21 protein-coding genes and 2 pseudogenes are annotated in these 19,229 nt (G+C 62.4%); 13 read left to right on the top strand and 10 right to left on the bottom strand.

The genetic code is table 11. The features are described from left to right. Positions 1–21: 21 nt before the first annotated feature. The 7 genes and pseudogenes from ubiE (at position 22) to DEJ54_RS05760 (ending at position 5,253) form a co-directional block, all read left to right on the top strand. Positions 22–798 (top strand): bifunctional demethylmenaquinone methyltransferase/2-methoxy-6-polyprenyl-1,4-benzoquinol methylase UbiE, encoded by a 777-nt coding sequence (gene ubiE, locus DEJ54_RS05785; RefSeq protein WP_113156110.1) that lies wholly within the window; start codon positions 22–24, stop codon positions 796–798. Between the two features lie 10 nt (positions 799–808). Then, a complete protein-coding gene (gene ubiB / locus DEJ54_RS05780) occupies positions 809–2,383 on the top strand; it encodes a 2-polyprenylphenol 6-hydroxylase (RefSeq protein ID WP_113153730.1) in 1,575 nt (524 codons plus the stop codon). 423 nt (positions 2,384–2,806) lie between these two features. Next, positions 2,807–2,872 (top strand): annotated as a pseudogene (locus DEJ54_RS23685) (plasmid stabilization protein); the annotation flags it as partial. 15 nt (positions 2,873–2,887) lie between these two features. Continuing rightward, positions 2,888–3,064, top strand: a complete 177-nt coding sequence (locus DEJ54_RS05775) for a hypothetical protein (RefSeq protein WP_222474305.1) — start codon at positions 2,888–2,890, stop codon at positions 3,062–3,064. After that, the gene (locus DEJ54_RS05770; RefSeq protein ID WP_113153728.1) at positions 3,048–3,473 is read left to right on the top strand and encodes a type II toxin-antitoxin system VapC family toxin; all 426 of its coding nucleotides are present in this window, start codon (positions 3,048–3,050) and stop codon (positions 3,471–3,473) included. Before DEJ54_RS05775 ends, DEJ54_RS05770 begins: the two co-directional genes overlap by 17 nt. A gap of 14 nt (positions 3,474–3,487) precedes the next feature. Then, positions 3,488–4,732, top strand: coding sequence for a bifunctional phosphopantothenoylcysteine decarboxylase/phosphopantothenate--cysteine ligase CoaBC (gene coaBC, locus DEJ54_RS05765; protein WP_113153727.1), 1,245 nt, complete (start codon positions 3,488–3,490; stop codon positions 4,730–4,732). After that, positions 4,729–5,253 carry a GNAT family N-acetyltransferase gene (locus DEJ54_RS05760; RefSeq protein ID WP_113153726.1) on the top strand — a complete coding sequence of 175 codons (525 nt, stop codon included), beginning with the start codon at positions 4,729–4,731 and terminating at the stop codon, positions 5,251–5,253. The genes coaBC and DEJ54_RS05760 overlap by 4 nt, the downstream gene beginning before the upstream one ends. A gap of 48 nt (positions 5,254–5,301) precedes the next feature. Here DEJ54_RS05760 and DEJ54_RS05755 read toward each other — a convergent pair whose 3' ends face one another. Then, positions 5,302–6,120, bottom strand: a complete 819-nt coding sequence (locus tag DEJ54_RS05755; RefSeq protein WP_113153725.1) for a helix-turn-helix transcriptional regulator — start codon at positions 6,118–6,120, stop codon at positions 5,302–5,304. Between the two features lie 74 nt (positions 6,121–6,194). Between DEJ54_RS05755 and DEJ54_RS05750 the strand changes: the two genes are divergently transcribed. Together DEJ54_RS05750 and DEJ54_RS05745 are read left to right on the top strand one after the other, a co-directional pair. After that, positions 6,195–7,772: an MFS transporter gene (locus tag DEJ54_RS05750; protein WP_113153724.1), complete on the top strand. Its 1,578-nt coding sequence runs from the start codon at positions 6,195–6,197 to the stop codon at positions 7,770–7,772. 255 nt (positions 7,773–8,027) lie between these two features. After that, the gene (locus tag DEJ54_RS05745) at positions 8,028–8,945 is read left to right on the top strand and encodes a pirin family protein (RefSeq protein ID WP_113153723.1); all 918 of its coding nucleotides are present in this window, start codon (positions 8,028–8,030) and stop codon (positions 8,943–8,945) included. A 36-nt stretch (positions 8,946–8,981) separates the two neighbouring features. Here the strand turns inward: DEJ54_RS05745 and DEJ54_RS05740 are convergent, their stop codons facing one another. The 8 genes and pseudogenes from DEJ54_RS05740 to DEJ54_RS05710 form a co-directional block, all read right to left on the bottom strand. Then, positions 8,982–9,374, bottom strand: a complete 393-nt coding sequence (locus tag DEJ54_RS05740) for a VOC family protein (RefSeq protein WP_113153722.1) — start codon at positions 9,372–9,374, stop codon at positions 8,982–8,984. 20 nt (positions 9,375–9,394) lie between these two features. Beyond that, entirely contained in the window at positions 9,395–9,790 is a 396-nt protein-coding gene (locus DEJ54_RS23330) for a VOC family protein (RefSeq protein WP_204360887.1), read from the bottom strand. 6 nt (positions 9,791–9,796) lie between these two features. Next, positions 9,797–10,177, bottom strand: a pseudogene (locus DEJ54_RS05735) (SRPBCC domain-containing protein); the annotation flags it as partial. Between the two features lie 102 nt (positions 10,178–10,279). Further along, a complete protein-coding gene (locus DEJ54_RS05730) occupies positions 10,280–10,828 on the bottom strand; it encodes an SRPBCC family protein (RefSeq protein ID WP_113153721.1) in 549 nt (182 codons plus the stop codon). Between the two features lie 38 nt (positions 10,829–10,866). Then, positions 10,867–11,223 (bottom strand): helix-turn-helix transcriptional regulator, encoded by a 357-nt coding sequence (locus tag DEJ54_RS05725; protein WP_113153720.1) that lies wholly within the window; start codon positions 11,221–11,223, stop codon positions 10,867–10,869. A 69-nt stretch (positions 11,224–11,292) separates the two neighbouring features. Next, positions 11,293–11,643 (bottom strand): MliC family protein, encoded by a 351-nt coding sequence (locus DEJ54_RS05720; protein ID WP_113153719.1) that lies wholly within the window; start codon positions 11,641–11,643, stop codon positions 11,293–11,295. Positions 11,644–11,798: 155 nt separating this feature from the next. Continuing rightward, complete coding sequence (locus DEJ54_RS05715; protein WP_113153718.1) at positions 11,799–12,458, bottom strand: peroxiredoxin; 660 nt, start codon at positions 12,456–12,458, stop codon at positions 11,799–11,801. 187 nt (positions 12,459–12,645) lie between these two features. Next, positions 12,646–14,235, bottom strand: coding sequence for a peptide chain release factor 3 (locus DEJ54_RS05710; protein WP_113153717.1), 1,590 nt, complete (start codon positions 14,233–14,235; stop codon positions 12,646–12,648). 203 nt (positions 14,236–14,438) lie between these two features. Between DEJ54_RS05710 and dut the strand changes: the two genes are divergently transcribed. The 4 genes from dut to DEJ54_RS05690 all read left to right on the top strand — a co-directional run bounded on the left by dut (position 14,439) and on the right by DEJ54_RS05690 (position 18,886). Next, positions 14,439–14,924 carry a dUTP diphosphatase gene (gene dut, locus DEJ54_RS05705; protein WP_113153716.1) on the top strand — a complete coding sequence of 162 codons (486 nt, stop codon included), beginning with the start codon at positions 14,439–14,441 and terminating at the stop codon, positions 14,922–14,924. 235 nt (positions 14,925–15,159) lie between these two features. Beyond that, positions 15,160–16,116 (top strand): TAXI family TRAP transporter solute-binding subunit, encoded by a 957-nt coding sequence (locus DEJ54_RS05700; RefSeq protein WP_113156109.1) that lies wholly within the window; start codon positions 15,160–15,162, stop codon positions 16,114–16,116. Positions 16,117–16,412: 296 nt separating this feature from the next. Then, on the top strand, positions 16,413–18,530 hold the full coding sequence (locus DEJ54_RS05695) for a TRAP transporter permease (RefSeq protein WP_113153715.1): 2,118 nt from the start codon (positions 16,413–16,415) through the stop codon (positions 18,528–18,530). Then, the gene (locus DEJ54_RS05690) at positions 18,527–18,886 is read left to right on the top strand and encodes a DUF1850 domain-containing protein (protein ID WP_113153714.1); all 360 of its coding nucleotides are present in this window, start codon (positions 18,527–18,529) and stop codon (positions 18,884–18,886) included. Before DEJ54_RS05695 ends, DEJ54_RS05690 begins: the two co-directional genes overlap by 4 nt. A gap of 9 nt (positions 18,887–18,895) precedes the next feature. Here the strand turns inward: DEJ54_RS05690 and DEJ54_RS23605 are convergent, their stop codons facing one another. Further along, a complete protein-coding gene (locus DEJ54_RS23605; RefSeq protein ID WP_256370533.1) occupies positions 18,896–19,030 on the bottom strand; it encodes a hypothetical protein in 135 nt (44 codons plus the stop codon). Positions 19,031–19,229 lie beyond the last annotated feature (199 nt).

The following is a 19,229-nucleotide window of genomic DNA, read 5'->3' as shown; positions in this document are numbered from 1 at the left end:
GGCGATTTCGAAAGGGTGAAGATGTCCGATCAGCGCACCACCGCCGAAGGCGGCATGGAGACGGCCTATGGTTTTCGCACGGTAGACGAAACCGAAAAGCAGGGCCTGGTCAACACGGTATTCCACCGCGTCGCCAAACGGTATGACGTGATGAACGACCTTATGTCGGCGGGTCTGCACCGGGTCTGGAAAGACGCCATGATCTCCTGGCTCGCGCCTTCCAAGCGACCGGGCTATCGCGCACTGGACGTGGCCGGCGGCACGGGCGACATCGCGTTCCGCATCGTCGAGGCCTCGCGCCGGATGGCTGACGTCACCGTTCTGGACATCAATGGCTCGATGCTCGAAGTCGGCCGTGAGCGCGCCGAGAAGAAGGGCATCGCCGACAATCTGACTTTCGTTGAGGCGAACGCCGAGGAGCTGCCCTTCGAGGACAACAGTTTCGACGCCTACACGATTGCCTTCGGCATTCGCAACGTGCCGCATATCGACCGCGCGCTTTCCGAAGCCTTCCGCGTGCTCCGGCCCGGCGGGCGCTTTCTCTGCCTCGAATTTTCCGAGGTGGACATGCCGATCCTCGACAAGGTCTATGAGAACTGGTCGTTCCACGCCATTCCGCGCATCGGCCAGGCTGTGACCGGCGATGGCGAGCCCTATCGCTATCTCATCGAATCCATCCGCAAATTCCCCAACCAGCAGAATTTCGGCGCGATGATCACCAATGCGGGCTTCTCCCGCGTGACCTGGCGCAATTACTCCGGCGGCATCGCCACCCTGCACTCCGGCTGGAAGATTTGACGGCGTAAAAATGAGCACTGTCGGCGCATATCTTCGGCTGGCCCGCGCGGGCTGGATTCTTGTTCGTGAGGGCGTTGTGGCGGCCATGCCCGGCGACCAGCTGGAAGGCATGCCGCTGTTCGGCTGGAAGGTGGCCAAAGTCTTGTCGCGGCGTCGCTCCAAGCGGCGCGACCGGCCCGAACGCCTTGCCCAGGCCGTGAACCGGCTCGGGCCGTCCTATGTGAAACTCGGGCAGTTTCTGGCGACGCGGCCGGATGTTGTGGGCCATGAGATGGCGCATGATCTCGCCAGCCTTCAGGACCGCATGAACACGTTTCCCGAGGCGCAGGCGCGCGCGGCCATCGAAGGCTCGCTCGGCCAGCCGGTCGAGGCGCTTTACGCGGAGTTCGACGGCCCGGTGGCAGCGGCCTCCATCGCGCAGGTGCATGAGGCGCGTGTCGCCACCGAAACGGGCCTCAAGCGCGTTGCAGTGAAGGTGATCCGCCCCGGCGTGCGCCGGCGCTTCCAGAACGATCTGGAAAGCTATTTCCTCGCAGCCCATCTGCAGGAACGCTTCATCCCGTCCACCCGTCGCCTGAAGCCGGTCAAAGTGGCCGAAACGCTGGCGCAGGTGACCCGGATCGAGATGGATCTGCGCCTTGAGGCGGCGGCCATTTCCGAGATCCACGAGAACACGCTGAACGATCCCGGCTTCCGGGTGCCCAATGTCGACTGGCAGCGCACCGGCCGCGATGTGGTGACGCTGGAATGGGTCGACGGCACCAAGATGTCGAACATCGAGGCCCTGCGCGAAGCGGGTCACGATCTCGAAGCGCTGGCGCAGACGCTCATTCAGTCCTTCCTGCGCCACACGCTGCGCGACGGCTTCTTTCACGCCGACATGCATCCGGGAAACCTGTTCGTTGAAGACGATGGAACCATCGTCGCGGTGGATTTCGGCATTACGGGGCGTATCGGCCGCAAGGAACGGCACTTCCTCGCCGAGATCCTGTACGGTTTCATCACCCGCGATTTCCGCAGGGTGGCGGAAGTGCATTTCGAGGCAGGATATGTGCCGGGGCACCACGATGTGGCGGCCTTCGCACAGGCGCTGCGCGCCATTGGCGAACCGATCCACGGCCAGTCGGCCGAAACCATCTCCATGGCGCGGCTTCTGACGCTTCTCTTTGAAGTGACCGAGCTGTTCGACATGCAGACACGGCCCGAACTGCTGCTCCTGCAGAAGACCATGGTCGTGGTGGAAGGCGTTGCGCGAACGCTCGATCCGCATTTCAACATGTGGAAAGCGGCCGAACCGGTGGTTTCCGACTGGATTGCCGGCAATCTCGGGCCGCGCGGCATGCTGAACGACGCCCGCGAAGGCGTCGGCGCTCTCGTCTCGCTCGTTCGTCAGGCGCCGGATCTCGCCGCACGCACGGAGCGGCTCTCACGCGAAATCGACACGATGGCGCAGAAGGGCCTGCGCTTCGATCCGGAAACGGCGGAAGCCATCGGCAAGGCCGAGGCGCGCCATTCCCGTGGTGGGCGCGTTGCGCTCTGGGTCATCGCCGCAGCCCTCGCGGTCATCGCCTGGCAGATTTCCTGATCCCCGATCCATGCTGATGGCGCATTTGCGCCATCCTTCCTCACATTCGGAACATTGCAGCACGGGATAGCTGGCTAATCCTGCGACGACGCATTGCGCCTGCAATGACAGCGTTGCTAGCAAACATCACCTAAGCCACAGATTCGCCTTGCGTTTCCGCGTGCGAAGAAGTGTGAATAATGCATTGCCGGCAATGACATCCCCACAATCTATAGAGTAAGAGAATCATAATACGCTGCACGAGCGAAGGGGGCACCTTCCAGGCAATCGAGACCGCGCGGGGCGCAAACCGGCAAGAATGACAGCAATGCTGTCAAAAACCCGGCAAACGCAGTCAAAGACAAAAATGCAGTCATTGCTTTCAAGTCTGCGTTTTACAAATCTGTGCATTCAGATTTGCCGGCTCATTTTTTGGACTTATCGATGGCGACACTAACGATACGAAATGTCGATGAGAAAGTTCGGCGCGCGCTACGCAGACGCGCAGCCGAAAATGACGTCTCGATGGAAGAAGAGGTCAGACGCATTCTGGCCCGCAGCGTGCAGCTGGCAGACGACCCGGCCCAGCATCAGAGCAAGGCGCGGCGCGCAGAAACGCTCAACACGGTCTCCATGCGCCCGATTGGAGAATTCGACCTCAAGGCAATCAGCGACGAGATCTGGAATGGCCGTACGTTGTGAGCCCAAATTCGTGGTCGATACGTCGGCCCTTATCGCCGTCCTGAACGACGATCCCGACGCGGATACGTTCCGCCAGGCGCTTCAGGACGCAGAGCAGATCCTCATCAGCAGCACCACGACGTTTGAAGCGCAGTATGTCGCCAAGCACATCTCGCTGATCGACGGCACCGAACGGCTCAACACGCTTCTTGGCGCGCTTTCCCCTGAAACCATCGATTTCGATGAGCGGCAGCTGACCATCGCCCGTAAGGCCTATGCGATTTACGGTCAGGCGACCGGCCACCCGGCAGCGCTGAACATCGGCGACTGCTTTGCTTACGCGCTGGCCAGAACCGCTAACCTGCCGCTCCTTTTCAAAGGTTCGGATTTCGTCCATACGGATATAGAGCCCGCAATAAAGCCGTCCTGAGAGAGCCTTCATCCATGACAGCCCCGCAGCAGACGCTTACCAAAGCCCGTATCCTGCTTATCATCGGGGGCGGCATCGCAGCCTATAAATGCCTCGACCTGATCCGCCGCCTGCGCGAACGCGGGGCGAGCGTGCGCTGTGTGATGACGAAAGCCGCACAGGAATTCATCACGCCGCTCTCCGTCGGCGCGCTTTCCGCAGACCATGTGTTCACCGAGCTGTTCGACCGGCAGGACGAGCATGATGTCGGGCACATCCGCCTGTCGCGTGAGGCTGGCCTTCTGGTCGTTGCGCCGGGCACGGCCGACCTAATGGCGAAGCTTGCCAATGGCCATGCCAACGACCTCGCGTCCACGGTTCTCATAGCAACCGACAAGCCGGTTCTCATCGCACCCGCCATGAACCCGCGCATGTGGGAGCATCCGGCAACCCAGCGCAACCTTGCGACACTGAAGGAAGACGGCGTGAATTTCGTCGGCCCCAACCGGGGCGAGATGGCTGAAAGCGGAGAAGCCGGCGAGGGCCGCATGGCCGAGCCGATGGAGATCGTTGCTGCGGTTGAAGCGCTGATCGGCAATCACGAAAAGCCGCTCGCCGGGCGCAAGGTGATCGTCACCTCCGGCCCGACCCACGAAATCATCGATCCGGTGCGCTACATCGCCAACCGCTCTTCGGGCAAGCAGGGACACGCCATTGCCGCCGCGCTCGCCCGGCTGGGCGCATCGGTGCACCTCGTTTCCGGACCGGTCTCCATTCCCGACCCGCACGGCGTGACGACCACCCATGTGGAAACGGCCCGCCAGATGCGCGAGGCCGTGGAGGCTTCGCTGCCGGCGGATGCGGGCGTGTTCGTTGCCGCTGTTGCCGACTGGCGGCCCGCCGTCGAAATCTCGGAAAAGATCAAGAAGAAGCCCGGCGAGGGCGCGCCCACGCTGGAGCTTACCGAAAACCCGGACATTCTGGCCGGCATCGGACATCACAAGAAACGCCCCGCGCTCGTGATCGGCTTTGCCGCCGAAACGCAGGACCTCTTCAAGAACGCCCGCACCAAGCTCAACAAGAAGGGCGCGGACTTCATCGTTGCCAATGATGTCTCGCATGACAGCGGCGTCGGCCCCGGCGGCGTGATGGGCGGCGATCGCAACAGCGTCGTCATCGTCGGCCATGAAGGGCATGACGAGTGGCCCGAAATGAGCAAGGAAGAGGTTGCGGAGCGACTGGCGCAACTCATCGCAGACCGTCTCGGACCCACTCAATGACATCAACGACACCGGTTCTGGAAACAGAACGCCTCACGCTGCGGGCGCACAGCTTCAGCGATCTCGACGCTTTCGCACGCCTCTGGTCGCTGCCCGAGGCGACACGCTTCACCACGGGTCGCCCCCTGTCGCGCGAAGAAGCATGGCGGCGTATGGCCATGCACCGGGGCATGTGGGACCTGATGGGTTTTGGCTATTTCGCCGTCATCGAGAAGTCCACCGGCGCGTTTCTCGGCGATGCGGGCGTGCAGGAATGCCGGCGCGAACTCTCGCCCTCGATCGAGGGAACGATGGAGGCCGGCTGGGTCTTCCTGCCGGAAGCGCACGGCAAGGGCTATGCGCGCGAAGCGATGGAAGCCGTGTTCAAATGGTGCGCCAGCGCACAGCCGGCCATGGAGATCACCTGCATCATCGATGCGGAAAACACGCCTTCGCAGAAGCTCGCAGCACGCCTCGGCTTTGCGGAACGTGCGCGCACGGACTTCAACGAACGGCCGGCGATCATCTACTGGCACGGCTGACCGCGTTGCAGGGATGGGGCTCTGCGCCTCACCCGTCTTCAGGCTCCCTCACCCGTCTTCAGCCTCGTTGCGAAAATAGACCACCATTCGGAGATGCCGGTGCTCCTCCACGGTCAGCACCTCATGCTGAAAACGCAACCGTTCGCCCGACTGCGCGACGATCGTGCCGATGCCCCGGCTGTAGCCGGTCATGTCCGGCTGCTCCATCCAGCGCCGAAAGTCGGGGGACAGTTTCTTCAGGTCGTCGATCAGCGTGCGGATCGAGGGTTCGTCAGGCGTGCCCGTCAGATCGCAACGGAACTGAGCGACGAGCCTCTGGGCATCTTCCCGCCAGTCCGGAAGACGGCGGCGCATGTCGGGATCGGCGAACATCATCTGCATGAGGTTTCGCTCGGCCGGATTTCGCCCGCCAAAATCGAGGAGATCGTCGGCTGCGGCATTCCAGGCAACCACGTCCCAACGCAGATTGAACACATAGGCCGGGCGGTTTGAAAGATCGTCCAGCAATTGCTGAATGTGCGCGCTGACGGAAGCAGGCTGGTACGCCTGGGAAGGCGGTGGCCGCTGATGCGCCAGGAGAAACAGATGACAACACTCGGCATCGTCCAGCCGTAGGGCCTTCGAGACGTTGAGCAGGAAAGATTCAGAGACCTGAATGTCACGCCCCTGCTCGAACCACGTGTACCATGTGAGCCCGACGCCTGCGAGCAGGGCCACCTCCTCGCGCCTCAGTCCCGGCGTGCGACGCCCGCCCCTTGTCGGAAGGCCGACATCGGCAGGCGTGAGCCTTGCCCTGTGATGCCGCAAAAATTCCGAAAGATCGCTGCGCGTGCGGGCGAGGGATCGTTGGGGCTGCCTATTGCTCATGGTAACAGGATAATTTCCAATATTGTAACAGTTTCATTTTTGCCCTGAAAGTCCGCCTCCCGCAAGGAGGCATCATGACCACTTACAACGAAACCGCTATTTCAGAACAAGATCCTCTCTCCGCACCGGCACGCCCCCTGCCTTCGAAGGCAGGAGCCCGTGAATGGCTGGGACTTGCCCTGCTCTCATTGCCGACCGTCCTGCTTGGGCTCGACCTGACCCTGCTGCATCTGGCCCTGCCGGCGCTGGCAGCCGATCTGAGACCGACGAGCACAGAGGCCCTTTGGATCATGGATGCCTATGGCTTCATGATCGCGGGCTTTCTCATCACCATGGGAACGCTGGGCGACCGCATCGGCCGGCGTCGGCTGCTTATGATCGGGGCGGCGGCGTTCGGCGTCACCTCCATCATCGCCGCGTTTTCAACCAACGCCCCCATGCTGATCGCCGCGCGCGCAGCTCTGGGCGTGGCCGGCGCAACGCTTATGCCCTCCACTCTGGCGCTCATCAGCAATCTGTTTGCCGATCCCCGGCAGCGCGCATTGGCGATCGGCGTCTGGGCGACAACATTCGCGCTCGGAATGGCAGCGGGGCCGATCGTGGGCGGGGTGCTTCTGGAGCATTTCTGGTGGGGCGCGGGCTTTCTCGTCGCGGTGCCCATCGTCGTGCTTCTCCTGTTGCTCGCGCCGGTTCTGCTGCCGGAATATCGTGCTCGGCAAAGCGACAGGATCGACCTCTTCAGCGCCGCACTTTCGCTCGCCGCCATGTTGCCCGTCATCTATGGCATCAAGGAAATCGCCAAGGAAGGGCTCGCCCTCACCTCCATCGCCACGATTGTTGCCGGCATTCTTTTCGGCCTGCTTTTCGCGTGGCGGCAGCGGCGTCTTGCCGACCCGCTTCTCGATCTCGACCTCTTCGCAAGCAGGGCCTTCTCGGTCGCCCTTGTTGTGCTTCTCTTCGGACTTGTCGCCGTTGGAGGAACCATGCTTCTGGTCACGCAATATCTGCAATTGGTGGCTGGTTTCTCACCGCTGGTCGCCGGTCTCTGGATGGGGCCTCCCGCGCTGGCGATGGTGGCCGCCGGGATCGGTACGCCGCTGCTTGCCCGCTATGTCCGGCCTGGCTTTGTCGTGGCGGGAGCGCTCGCGCTGTCGGTCGCCGGCTATCTCATGCTGACATGGCTCAAGAACGATGCGAGCGGCCTTGTGATGGTCGTCGCCGGCTTCTCGCTTGCCTATCTCGGTCTTGGCACGATCGCAGCCCTTGGCACGGACCTCGTGGTCGGATCGGCGCCGGTGGAGAAGGCAGGCTCGGCTTCTGCCATGTCCGAGACCGTGCAGGAGCTGGGCGCCTCTCTGGGCATCGCCTTACTTGGCAGCATCACGACGGCGATCTATCGCCAGACGATGCAGGACCGATTGCCCGACGACCTCTCACCAGAGGTGCAGGCGGCGGTTGGCGACAGCCTGTGGGCGGCATCCGCGATGGCGCAAAGATTGCCAGCCGGACTTTTGGAAGACGCACAATCCTCCTTCATCGCGGGCTTCAACACCGCAGCCGCTTTCAGCGCAGCGAGCATTGCCATTCTTGCCGTGCTCGCCGGCGTGGCGCTGCGGAAAATCCCGACGCTTAACGCTGCGTCACAGGAGTAGAAACGGGCGCATCGAACCTTGGGCTCGATGCGCGTCCGCTTCTCAATCAGTCGATTGTCTCCAATAAGTGAACAGCGTGTCTTCATACACCTTGATGCGGTGACCGCTGCCAGAACCTATCTTTGACGCCAGATCACCGTGCGCCCATTCGGACGCACAAACGGCAATCTAAATCATTGATAGAGCGTTGGAATAGCCCGAGATCCGGATTCCGTTTTTCGATCCAATGCTCTGGCAACAGATGGAGAGACGATCATGTCCATTCGTCCCGTAAGGCAGATTTCGCAGGCGCAGCCCACCATTGAGGGCGCTGGCGTTCGTCTGGACCGCGCTTTCGGCTTCACCGATCCGAAGCTGGCCGATCCCTTCCTGCTTCTCGACGATTTCCGCAATGAGCGGCCGGAAGACTATCAGGCCGGCTTCCCCTGGCATCCGCATCGCGGCATCGAGACCATCACCTATGTGCTGGCCGGCAGCGTGGATCATGCCGACAGTCTGGGCAATGCCGGTTCGCTCGGCGCGGGCGACGTGCAATGGATGACGGCGGGCAGCGGCATTCTCCATCAGGAAATGCCGCATGGCGACAAGACCGGGCGCATGCATGGCTTCCAGCTCTGGGCCAACCTGCCTTCGAGCGAGAAGATGACCACGCCGCGCTATCAGGATGTGAAAGCCGGCGAGATTCCCGAAGTGATCGACGATGACGGCACGCGGGTGCGTGTGGTGGTCGGCGAGTTCTGGGGCAAGCGCGGACCGGTCGACGGCATTGCCGCCGATCCGCAATATCTCGATGTCTGGGTGCCGCCGGGCAAACGCAAGGTGCTGCCGGTCGACACCTATCGCAGCGCGTTTGCCTATATCTTCGAAGGCTCCGGCACGTTCCGCGATGCGTCGCGCCCGTTCGGTGTTCTGGTGGAGAAGGAAGTCGCCGGCGAGGAAGTGCATCTGCGCGACATGAGCGGCGACCGTACGCTTGTGGTGTTCGACACGGGCGATGAAGTTGTTGTTCAGGCCGGCGAACGCGGCATCCGCTTCCTTCTTGTGTCGGGCAAGCCGATCCAGGAGCCGGTAGCCTGGCACGGCCCCATCGTGATGAACACGCGCCAGGAACTCATGCAGGCCTTCAACGAGCTGAATGCCGGCACCTTCATCCGCGAAGGCGCGAAGTCCTGACGAAACCCGCAATGAGGCGGCGCAACGCGCGCCGCCTCATCCGGCCTCATAAATCTGGATGAGGTTGCCGCAGCCATCCTCGAAGAGCGCGATGGTCGGTTGCCCCTCTGCCTGTGTTGGCTCCACACGAAATGTCACGCCTTTTCCCGTGAGGCGCGCATGTTCCGCATGCACATTATCCGAGGCGAGGGTGACAGCCGGCAGCCCGGCATCGCGCAGAGCCTTTTGATAGTCGCGCGCAAAATCATATCCCATGGGTTCGAGAAGAAGCTCCGTTCCGCCCTCCGTACCGGGCGAAACGACGGTCAGCCAGCGCGCCTTGCCAACCGGGAAATCCTGTTTCTTCGTGAAACCCAGCACCTGCGTGTAGAAGGCCCCGGCCTTGTCCTGATCATCGACCAGAACGCTCATCAGCGCGATTTTCAGCATGGCTTCCTCCTGAATGCGGGCTACCAGGCGCCCGATTTGTGATCGACCAGATGGATGATCTGGGCCGGGCTCGATATCCAGAAACCGTCGAAGTTTTCGCCCAGCGATTCGATCGCGTCGCAACGGGCGATGCCCTCTGCGGCCATGAGTTCCGCAACCGCCTTCGTGTCGTCGGTGACGATCTCCAGCCAAAGCTCGGCCTGGCTCATGCCGGGCGTCTGGTCGAGCCACAGCTGGTTGGCCCCAAAGCGAAAGCCGATGGCCGGGAGAAGCTCTTCGATCTGCTCCATGCCAAGCACATCGCGGTAAAACCGGACGGTCTCTTCATATTGATGCACAGGCACCTTCATGGCGATGTTGCGCCCGCCGGCCAGATGGGGCCTTGGCGCAGCCTCATCGGGGCCAACACCTTCCATGCACCTGTCGAGGTGATCGAGGATCAGCGGCCAGAGCGCTTCGTGTTTCGCCGCGCTCTCCTGACTGAGAAACCCTTTATGCACGAGCTTCAGGCGGCTGCCGCGGCTGCGCTTCGAGAACTCCATGGTGACGATGGTCTCCGCCCCTTCGGTGCCGCTTGATCCGGTGACCCAGCTCATCTCGATCAGCCTGCCCGGCTCAAGCCTGAGGAAACGCCCGTAACAGGGCCTGCGTTCGGCGGGCTTATCCTCATCAAAACCATGCACTGTTTCGAAGAAGAAGGGAGACCCGACGCGCGGCTCCATATGCACCGAGGCGCGGGACGCAAACCAGCGGTCGAGCTGCTCGGTCCAGGCGCGATAGAGCGTGTCGGGATCCGCACTCATCGACCGGGACAATGCGCATTCATGGGGGCGGCCGGAAACATCCGGCATGACGGCAATGTTCATGACGTTTCTTCCTTCTCTCGTCGTTGGACGAACAGTGATTTATGTCTGCGAGAAACGCTGTTCGTATTCGGCTTCCAGCGCGGTGATGCGCGCCCAGAAGGGCGGCACGGGCCTGCCCGAAAGAACCGCGTCGAGCACCGCCAGATGCGCGTGCCAGCCGCCGGACACGTTGACCATCTCGCCACGACCGGCAAGGCGGCTATGCGTGACCACCAGAAGAACCCGGTCGCCTTCCGGGAACAGCTCGAAACGCACTTCGCTTCCTTCACCCTCACCCGGCCAGGTCATGGCGAGAACGCGCGGCGGGTCCCATTCGAGTATCCGGCCTTCGGACACGAAGCCATTCTCGTTCATCTCGCGATATTGGTCAGGCGGCGTTTCGTCGGTGAAGTCGGCGTGACGGAACACGAGCTGCGCGGCCCCGCCAACGCGCTCTTCCATCGCGCCGCCGGCAAGCCACTGGCAGCGCTTGTCGGCCTCAGTCAGATAAGACCAGATGCGCTCGGCCGGGCCGGGCAAAAGGCGTTCGAAACGCACCGCATTCGGCGCTTCGACAACGCCATAGGCATCCCTATCGGCATGTTTCATCGTCTCTCTCCCATTGAGGAAACAGCGTCGGCGCGCGCTCAGCCCTTTTCTGCTGGCGGTTTCTGCCGATCCTCGGCTTCCAGAATGTTCTGAAGCGCATCGAGCCGGTCGCTCCAGAAGCGCTCATAGTAGCGGAACCAGGCCTGTGCTTCGGCGAGGCGCGCAGCCTCCAGCCGGCAATAATGGGTGCGCCCTTCGACATGCCGGCTCACAAGGCCGGCTGCCTCCAGCACCTTCACATGTTTGGATGCGCCGGCAAGCGACATGTCGAACGGCTCCGCCAATTGCGACACGCTGTGCTTTCCGGCTGAAAGTCTGTGCAGCATGGCCCGCCGGGTCGGGTCCGACAGGGCATGGAAAACGGCATCCAGATGGGGCGACTGATATTCAACCATATGGTTTAGATATCAGTCACCAACCCAATGGTCAACCGAATGGTTTAACTTTATGGAGAGAGACCGGGATCAGTCCTTGGCGGTGCAGGAAACCGGGTCTGCGTCCTCGCCCTTCATCAGGTCATAGAGGTCCGCATTGTCGCCCTTGGTCCACCAGATGTAGGGGCCGCCTGCGTATTTTGCGCCGGACGCCGCAAGCACATTGCTCATCACGACGGGGTTGCCATCGATGATGACGACGGCGAGCGAATTGCCGTCAGCGTTGTAATAGGTAGCGTCGATGTCGCCGTCCGGGCAGGCATAGGTCACTGCGGTGGTTTCCACGCTCTCCACATCGGGCAGATCGATCTCCAGCGTCGCGGCAAAGGCGGACGAACCCAGTGCAAGCGTGGAAACGAGCGCAAGAATGGAACGGCGCATGATGAAACTCCTGAATCACTATCAAACCAGATCATCACACCGTGGCAGCGTGTCGAATTAAAGACAATGGCCGCAGATACTTGCTGAAAAAGAAAAACCCCGGAAGCAACAGCGCTTCCGGGGCCGATATTCTTGATACCTGTCCTGCGAAGGGATCAGCCGGTCGGCTGTTTGGTCTTGCGCAGATAGGGCAGGATGGTCTCGAATGACCCGAAACGCTTTTCGGCTTCTTCGTTAGAGACGGCCGGCGTGATGATCACATCCTCGCCATTCTGCCAGTTGGCGGGCGTCGCCACCTGATGCCTGGCGGTGAGCTGGATGGAATCGATGGCGCGCAGGATCTCCGCAAAATTGCGGCCCGTCGTCATCGGGTAGGTCAGCACCAGCTTGATCTTCTTGTCGGGACCGACAACGTAGACCGAGCGAACGGTCTGGTTGTCCGCAGCCGTGCGACCGTCGGAGCTGTCGCCCGCGTCAGCCGGCAGCATGCCATAGAGCTTGGCGACCTTCAGGTCGCTGTCGCCGATCATCGGATACTCGACGGCCTGGCCGGTGGCCTTCTTGATGTCTTCCTTCCAGCGCACATGGTCCTCGACCGGATCGACGGAGATGCCGATGATCTTGGTGTTGCGCTTCTTGAACTCATCCTCGAGGCCAGCCATCGTGCCGAGTTCGGTCGTGCAGACGGGCGTGAAATCCTTTGGGTGGCTGAAGAGCACGGCCCAGCCGTCGCCGACCCAGTCATGGAAATTGATCGTGCCGTGGGTGGTCTCGGCGCTGAAATCCGGCGCCGCGTCATTGATGCGAAGGCTCATCGTTCTCTCCTCCTGAGGTGAGATAAAGCGTTGGGTGTTCCTGCCGCAGCAGGATAGCAACCCAAACACAGGTTGATGAACCTCATCTAGGTGTAAATTGACGCAGTTGCTTGGAATCTTATTCCCAAAATGAGCACGAGAGGGAAATTTACATCCCCCACTCGTGTCGCCCGGCGAATTCCTTCGCTCAGGCGGCCTTTCGGGTCTGGTAATCCTTCACGGCGGTGAAGCGCACGGCCTTCCAGCGGTCGGCCTCGTAGTTCAGACCGAACTCATGCGGCGCGAGGAAAACCGGATCGTCGTCGAGATCACGCGCAATGTCGCCGCGATGGCTGGCAATGAAACGGTCCACTTCGCCCGCCTCGTCGGAGGTGATCCAGCGGCAAACGCTGAAGCGCGCCATCTCGAAATCCACCGGCAGCGAATACTCGATCTTCAGACGCTCTTTCAGAACGTCGAGCTGAAGCGCGCCGACCACGCCGACAATGGCGGGCGAGCCATCTTCGGGCGTGAAGAGCTGCACGACGCCCTCTTCGGCCATCTGCTGCAGGGCTTCCTTCAGCTTCTTGGCCTTCATGGCGTCGCCAAGGCGCACGCGGCGCAGGATTTCCGGCGCGAAATTGGGCACGCCGCGGAACAGAAGCTCCTCGCCCTCGGTCAGCGTGTCGCCAATGCGCAGCGTGCCGTGATTGGGAATGCCCACCACGTCGCCGGCGAACGCCTCGTCAGCGGTGATGCGGCTCTTGGCGAAGAAGAACTGCGGCGCTGACAGGCTGATCGGCTTGCCGGTGCGCACCAGCTTGGCCTTCATGCCGCGCTGCAGCCTGCCCGAGCACACGCGCACAAACGCGATGCGGTCGCGATGGTTGGGGTCCATGTTGGCCTGGATCTTGAAGACGAAGGAGGTCATTTTCTCCTCATTCGCCTCGACCTTGCGCGCATCCGCTTCCTGGGCGCGCGGTTCGGGACCGAATGCACCAAGCGCCTCGATCAGGTCGCGCACGCCGAAATTGCGCAGCGCCGAGCCGAAATAGACCGGCGTGAGGTGCCCTTCGCGGAACGCCTGCATGTCGAAGGGACGGCAGGCTTCCTTGCCCAGCATCATCTCCTCGACCAGCATGTCGCGCTCATTTTCTGGCAGGAGACCGGCCACGGCCTCGGAATCAGGCCCATCGACGGCAATCGGCTCCACATCGCCATCCGAGCGGCGCATCGTGTCGTTGGCGAGATTATAGGTGCCGACAAAGCTCTTGCCCCGGCCGATGGGCCAGGTGACGGGTGCAGTGTCCAGCGCCAGCTTCTGCTCGATCTCGTCAAGGATTTCGAACGGGTCGCGGCTTTCGCGGTCGAGCTTGTTGACGAAGGTGACGATCGGGATATCGCGCAGGCGGCACACTTCGAACAGCTTCAGCGTGCGCGGCTCAATGCCCTTGGCCGCGTCGATGACCATAATGGCGCTGTCGACCGCTGTCAGCGTGCGATAGGTGTCGTCGGCGAAGTCTTCGTGGCCTGGCGTGTCGAGCAGGTTGAAAACGTGGTCGCCATACTCGAACGTCATCACCGATGTGACGACGGAAATGCCGCGCTCGCGCTCGATGTTCATCCAGTCCGAACGGGTCTGGACGCGGTTCTTCTTCGCTTTCACCTCACCGGCGAGCTGGATCGCGCCGCCGAACAGAAGCAGCTTCTCGGTCAGCGTGGTCTTACCGGCGTCCGGGTGCGAAATGATTGCGAAGGTGCGGCGGCGGGCCACCGCATCGGCGATTTTGTCGGTCATCTGTATCTGGTTTTCCTGAAGCCCGGGGCTTTTAACAAGCGGCGCTGCGCCTGTCGAACGGAAAGTGGACGCGCGCAAAAGCCACATAGCGGTGAAGAGATGGCTCTGGCTGATGGCCAGCTGTTGAATTCGCCGGCGAAACGGGCCAGACGGAATGAGTCGTGATCGTCGTCCCCCGGATTGCAGCGCACAGGATAAGCACCATGTCCAACACCGTTTCCTCCATGCCCGTCATTGGCCCCACCGTCGGCATCGTTCGTCTGCCGCACAGCGAGGGGCTGCCGCTGCCCGCCTATGAGAGCGAGGCCGCAGCGGGAATGGATCTGCGCGCCGCAGTGCCGGAAGACCGCCGCATCGTTCTCCTGCCCGGCCGCCGCGCGCTGGTGCCCACCGGCTTCGTGCTGGAACTGCCCGAGGGTTTCGAAGGACAGGTGCGCCCGCGCTCCGGCCTCGCGCTGAAGCACGGCATCACCTGCCTGAACGCGCCCGGCACCATCGACGCCGACTATCGCGGCGAGGTTCAGGTGCTGCTGATCAACCATGGCGAGGATGATTTCGCCATCACCCGTGGCCTGCGCATCGCCCAGCTGGTGATTGCGCCGGTCAGCCAGGCGCGGCTTGAAGAACGCACCCATGTGGGCGGCACCGCCCGTGGCGCAGGCGGTTTCGGCTCCACCGGCGTCGCCTGACTATGGGGCAGCCGCTGGGGCTGCCGCAACGACACTATACTTTGGTATAAGACCTCAGGCCGTTATTGCGGCGGCTTGGGGCTTGCGCCGCTTTTTCCCTCCGATTATCGGCTTTGACAGGCCGTTTTTCCCTTTGCCTGCCGCTTTCCGGTTGGCAAGGGCGTGCGGTTGTCTACAGTCACGCATGGCGCAGGCCGCCATGCCTGCCGAACTGTTAAACAGCGGAGGAGACAAGATGTTATCAGCAAGCAGGAAGTATCTCGCAGCCGGCGCGGTTGCGCTTTCGCTGGGCCTCGCGCCCGCAGGCGCCATGGCCCAGGAATTCATCAACGTGCTGACCGGCGGCACTTCGGGCGTCTACTATCCGCTCGGCTCCCAGCTTTCCAAGATCTACGGCGAAAAGATCGACGGCGTGCGCACGCAGGTGCAGTCGACCAAGGCTTCGGTCGAAAACCTGAACCTGCTGCAGCAGGGCCGTGGCGAGATCGCCTTCGCGCTCGGCGATTCCGTGAAGTCGGCCTGGGAAGGCGACGCGGAAGCCGGCTTCAACCAGAAGCTCGACAAGCTGCGCGCCATCGCCGCGATCTACCCCAACTACATCCAGATCGTTGCTTCGCAGGAATCCGGCATCAAGGAATTCGGCGACCTGAAGGGCAAGGGCCTTTCCGTCGGCGCACCGAAGTCCGGCACCGAGCTTAACGCCCAGCGCATCTTCGGCGCGATGGACATGAGCTATGACGATCTCGGCAAGACCGAGTATCTGCCGTTCGGCGAATCCGTCGAGTTGATCAAGAACCGTCAGCTCGACGCCACGCTGCAGTCGGCCGGTCTGGGCGTTGCCTCCATCAAGGATCTGGCGCTGTCGCTGCCGGTGACCCTCGTATCGGTGCCCAACAGCGTTGCCGAAACGCTGGGCGCGCCGTTCATCGCGGCAACCATTCCCGCCGGCACCTATGAGGGCCAGAGCGAGGATGTGCCGACGCTGGCCATCACCAACATTCTCGTATCGCATTCGGATGTCTCCGACGAGGTTGCTTACGAGATGACCAAGCAGCTCTTCGAGAACCTCGACGACATGGTGGCCGCTCATGCCGCCGCCAAGGCGATCTCCGCCGAGAACGGCCCCAAGGGCCTGCCGCTGCCGCTGCACCCCGGCGCTGAGCGCTACTACAAGGAAAAGGGCCTGCTCTAGAGCATTTCCCGTTCGGATTGAATCAATCCGAACGAAAAGGAATTGCTCAACATACTGAATCTGGAGCCATTTCTTATCGATCAGGTGGTTCCACCTGATCGGAAAAGGCTCTAGGCCAGTGAGGCGAGGCCCCGTCCAGCGACGGGGCCTTCCTGTCACGCTCCGGCGCGGGGTGTGACAGGAAGGCCCGAATGCCGAGCCCTCGCGCCGCTGCGGTGCCCCCTGTGGCGCCCAAGCGGACAACGAGCGGACAATCGGCAAGGCCCGAACAAGAGCATGGGGAAGCGGAGCACCCAATGAGCAAGAGTGAAACCGGCCAGACGACAGTCGCGGACCAGGCAGACCTGCACGATCACGCCCATGGCGAGTTCGGCACCGACCGCATCGGGCGGTTTCTTTTCTGGATCGCGGTGATCTTCTCGCTCTACCAGATCGCCACCGCCGCCCATGTGCTGAACCTGCCGAGCCAGGTGGTCCGTGCTTTCCATGTGGGCTTTCTGACGCTTCTGGTCTTTCCGCTGGTGGTGCAGGCCCGCGGCAGCGCGCCGGCCATCAAGGCGCTGGCCTGGGGACTGGCGCTCGCCGGCGTGGCCGTGGCGCTCTATCAGTATGTCGAATACAAGCCGCTGCTCCTGCGGGCCGGCGATCCGTTACCCATCGACATCGTGTTCGGCGTCATTGCGCTCGTCACCGTGTTCGCCGCCGCCTATGTGCTGATGGGCCCGGCTCTGCCGATCATCTCCGGCGCGTTTCTCGCCTACTGCCTGTTCGGGCAATACCTGCCCTCACCGTTGAACCATCGCGGCTATGATTTCAGCCAGGTCATCGACCACATGGCCTATGGTACGGAAGGCATTTACGGCATCCCGATCTACGTGTCGGCCACCTACATCTTCCTGTTCATCCTGTTCGGCTCGTTCCTCGAACGCGCCGGCATGATCAAGCTCTTCACCGATGTGTCGCTGGGCCTCGTGGGCCATGCGCGCGGCGGCGCGGCCAAGGTGTCGGTCATCTCGTCCGGCCTGATGGGCACGATCTCCGGCTCGGGCGTCGCCAATGTGGTGACCACCGGCCAGTTCACCATCCCGCTGATGAAGCGCTTCGGCTACCGCGCGGCCTTTGCCGGCGGTGTCGAATCCACGGCCTCCATGGGCGGGCAGATCATGCCGCCGGTGATGGGCGCCGTGGCCTTCATCATGGCCGAGACGCTGGGCATCGAATATTACGAGGTGGTCAAGGCGGCGATCATTCCCGCCGTGCTCTACTTCGCCTCCGCCTTCTGGATGGTGCATCTGGAAGCCGGCAAATATGGCCTGCATGGCCTGCCGCGCTCGGAGCTGCCCTCACCACGCAAGGCGCTGCGCAAGGGCTGGTATCTCATTCTGCCGCTGGCCGTGCTCGTCTACCTCCTTTTCTCCGGTTACACGCCGCTTTTCGCCGGCACGATCGGCCTGTCCCTGACGGTGCTGCTGATCCTCGGCGGCTCGGTGGCGCTCGGCCTTCCCGGCCAGGTGCTGCGGGTGATCTTCTGGGTCGGTCTCGGCCTCGTTGCGGCAAGCTTCTTCAGCTACGGCATCACGGCGATCCTGATCGCCGCCCTTGTGCTGATCCTCGCGAACCTGTTCGTCGATGGCGGGCGCAAGACGCTGGCCGTCTGCCGCGACTCGCTTGCCGAGGGCGCGAAGACGGCGCTGCCGGTGGGCGTGGCCTGTGCCGTGGTCGGCATCATCATCGGAACCATGACCCTGACCGGCGTCGCCAACACGTTCGGCCAGTTCATCGTCTCGGTGGGTGAGAAGAGCCTGTTCCTCTCGCTCGTGCTCACCATGATCACCTGCATCATTCTGGGCATGGGCATTCCGACCATCCCCAACTACATCATCACCTCGTCGATTGCCGGCCCGGCGCTTCTGGCGCTCGGCGTGCCGCTGATCGTCAGCCACATGTTCGTGTTCTATTTCGGCATTCTGGCCGATCTGACGCCGCCCGTGGCGCTTGCCTGTTTCGCCGCCGGCCCCATTGCCAAGGAAAACGGCCTCAAGATTTCCATGGAAGCGATCAAGGTGGCCGCCGCCGGCTTCGTGATCCCCTTCATGGCGGTCTACACACCGGCGCTGATGCTTCAGGATGGCGGACCGCTGGCCGAGGCCTGGGGCTATTATCCGGCGGTCGCCTACATCGTCTTCAAGGCACTGCTGGCGATCGCGCTGTGGGGGGCTGCGGTGATCGGCTTCCTGCGCTCGAAACTCGCCATCTGGGAGCGCGTCCTTGCAGCGGTCGCGGCCTTCACCCTGATCGCGGCTCTTCCTGTTACCGATGAACTCGGCTTCGCGCTTGCGGCCCTGTTCCTCGGGCAGCACTGGTATCGCACCCGCATGGCGCACGCGCCTCAGGAAAAGCGGGCCGGCGAATGAGCATATGCGTTCTGGCAGGCGGAAAGGCGCTGACCTTCGGGGCGGCGCTTTTCACCCTGTCATGGACGCATTCGGTCGAGAAGATCCACTGGGAAGAAGACTGGCGGGCAGGCCCTGCCGGGCTCGAACTTGTCGAGGCGCGCGTTCAGGGATCGGGCGCAGGCATGGAGCCGCCGCCCGAAGCGCGCTTTGAAAATGGCTGGTGGACCTACCGCCCGACCCTGCCGCCGCAGAGCGAACTTGCCCTTGCGGCGTCGGGCGCAACTGGCTCCGGCTGGCAATTGTGCGCGGCAGATGAATGCCACGAACTGGGCGCGGCAGCCGGAAAGCCGGTGATCGTCAGATATTGTGAGTGAGCGCTGCCGTCAGGCTGCCGTGGCCGAACCGCCGCCACGCTTCTGGCAGGCAGGGCCGGGTCCGCGCATATAGTGGCGCTCCGGATGGTAGCGCGGCGCGATGAATTCACGAAGGGCGGCAATACAACGTACAAAAAGTGCCATGGGTCTCGTCCAACCGGTGGCGGCTCCTCCAAAACCGCCTGTTACAACTGTCTCAAGCTTTACATTCACAAGGTGAACGCTCTGTGAATGCCGGTCGGATTTCGCCCCGGTTTGTGCCCGTTTGAAGGCAGAAAACGGCTGCGCGTTCAGCAAGTTTTCCGGTGTGGCCGCCGCGCCACAGTTCTGCGCGGCGCGGCGG

The organism is Nitratireductor sp. OM-1 (genome assembly GCF_003296175.1).
GTDB classification, from domain to species: Bacteria; Pseudomonadota; Alphaproteobacteria; order Rhizobiales; family Rhizobiaceae; genus Nitratireductor; species Nitratireductor aquimarinus.
The sequence above is the reverse complement of the archived record's forward strand: the minus strand, read 5'-3'. Positions and strand labels throughout refer to the sequence as shown.